Origin of the sequence: Neobacillus drentensis, assembly GCF_036965645.1 — a bacterium.
Classification (GTDB): Bacteria; Bacillota; Bacilli; order Bacillales; family Cytobacillaceae; genus Neobacillus; species Neobacillus drentensis_D.
The window spans coordinates 1-1,973 of the sequence record NZ_JBALPZ010000087.1 but is presented as its reverse complement, the minus strand read 5'-3'; the positions used below and the strand labels follow the sequence as shown (position 1 = coordinate 1,973).

Here is a 1,973-nt window from a genome sequence, read left to right as displayed (position 1 = left end):
AGCCAGGTGAAACTCGATTACAATTAGTCGAAAAGAACACAAAAATCTTTAAAGAAATCGTAAAAAACATCATGGCTAGTGGCTTTGACGGCATTTTCTTGGTCGCAACAAACCCTGTCGACATCTTAACCTATGTGACTTGGAAAGAGTCTGGTCTTCCAAAAGAACGCGTGATTGGTTCTGGTACTGTTTTAGATTCTGCGCGTCTCCGTTTTGCGCTTGGTCAGCATTTCAACATGGACACACGAAATGTTCATGCTTATATCATTGGTGAACACGGAGATACAGAACTTCCGGTTTGGAGCCGCGCCTCTGTAGGTGTGGAAAGACTGGAAGAGCTCCCTGCAGAAAAACTAAACACAGAATGCTTAGAAAACATTTTCGTGAACGTACGTGATGCGGCTTACCATATCATTGAACGAAAAGGCGCTACCTACTATGGAATTGGCATGTCTCTTGTTCGGATTACCAAAGCCATTTTAAATAATGAAAACTGTATCTTAACGGTTTCCTCTTATTTAGATGGACAATATGGACAACAGGATGTGTTTATCGGCGTTCCTGCTGTCATTAACCGTGGCGGAATCCGCGAAGTAATCGAAATCGACTTAAACGAAAAAGAAAAACAACAATTTAACCACTCCGTGACCGTCTTAAAAGAAACAATGAGACCTGTAATCTAGGAAATTTTTTTTAAACCTTTCTTAAGGAAAGAAGATGAAAAGATGAAAACGATGAATCGAACAAAAAATGGTTATTTTATGATGGCTGTTTTATGGCTCGCCTATGTGACCTTTGCCATGAACTGGGTGGCGGGCTCTTCCTTGACACCGCAGATCACGGAAACGTTTTTCGGCAGGCCGGTTGATCCGATTATTTCTCAATTAGTGAATTATTCGATTACGACAGCTCGTGTCTTTGCCAACATTTTAGCAGCGGTGGTCCTCATGAAATTAGGACCTAAAAAAGCGGCAGGCACGGCAATCGGCCTGTTGATGATGGGGCTTGTCGCGATATATCTGCCTAATTATTGGGCCTATACAGTTGCAAGGATGGTCATGGCTGTAGGGGGATCGATGGTAATTGTTTACATGAACCCAATCGTTGCTCACTATGTGAAAAATTCAAACATCAAGCTCCGCATTAATGCGGCCAATACGGTCGCTTATAATGCAGGTGCCTTTATTGTCGCTGTTCTTTTCACGGTTTTTGCCAAGCAAATGGTTGCCAACTGGCGTGTAACGTTAACATTTTTTGCTTCTTTAACGATTTTGTTTTTTATCGCCTGGCTATGGAAAGCGGAGACCTTTGAGACAAAAGAAGCGGGTAAAACAGCGGAAAGCTATGGGTACAAAGACGCGCTCAAGGACGGATTTCTTTGGCGCTATGGCTTAGTGTTTGCTTCCTTTTTAACTCTATATGTCTTATCGCTTGTGAGTTTTAATGCGATTTTTGACCTATATACCTTGTTAAATGGATCCGTAACGAATTTATTAATTTCCGGTTTCGGGATTCTAGGTACATTTGCCGGGATTACAATCGGGAATAAGGGGGTTCCGCGCAAGCCAACCCTTCTATTCTCAGGAATTGTCATGGTAGGAACGTTTGCCCTTGCGATTGTTTTCGCTAATAAACTACCACTTTTATCTTATACGCTTATTGCGATTTCCGGATTTGCGATGTATATTCAGTACCCAATCTTTTTAAATCTCCCTCATGAATTAAAAGGGATGACACCGCAACGATTGACGATCATGTTCGGACTATTTTGGGCTATTGCCTACGCAGGCCAAACCATCGCAACCATTGTTTGGAGCTTTATCCTAGGCTCATCCGGCTACACACCAGCCATGATCTTCTTTATCGCTGCCTCCAGCTTGTACATCTTCCTGGTCGCGACCTTCCCAGAAACAAGACAAAGGGGTGCAGCAGCAAGGAAAGCAGCATAAATGGCAGGAGCATGGGGACGGTTC

General features: G+C 43.0%; 2 protein-coding genes. Both read left to right on the top strand.

What is annotated here, in order from left to right; genetic code table 11:
• On the top strand, window positions 1–683 hold a 683-nt coding region (locus V7266_RS17100), incomplete at its 5' end, for an L-lactate dehydrogenase (protein WP_335469360.1).
• A 42-nt stretch (window positions 684–725) separates the two neighbouring features.
• Window positions 726–1,949: an MFS transporter gene (locus V7266_RS17095; protein ID WP_335469359.1), complete on the top strand. Its 1,224-nt coding sequence runs from the start codon at window positions 726–728 to the stop codon at window positions 1,947–1,949.
• The last annotated feature ends 24 nt before the right edge of the window (window positions 1,950–1,973 follow it).

What these genes read in the sequence shown, in the direction of transcription:
- V7266_RS17095 (WP_335469359.1), top strand. Translation starts at nt 726, where the DNA reads ATGAAAACGATGAATCGAACAAAAAATGGTTATTTTATGATGGCTGTT.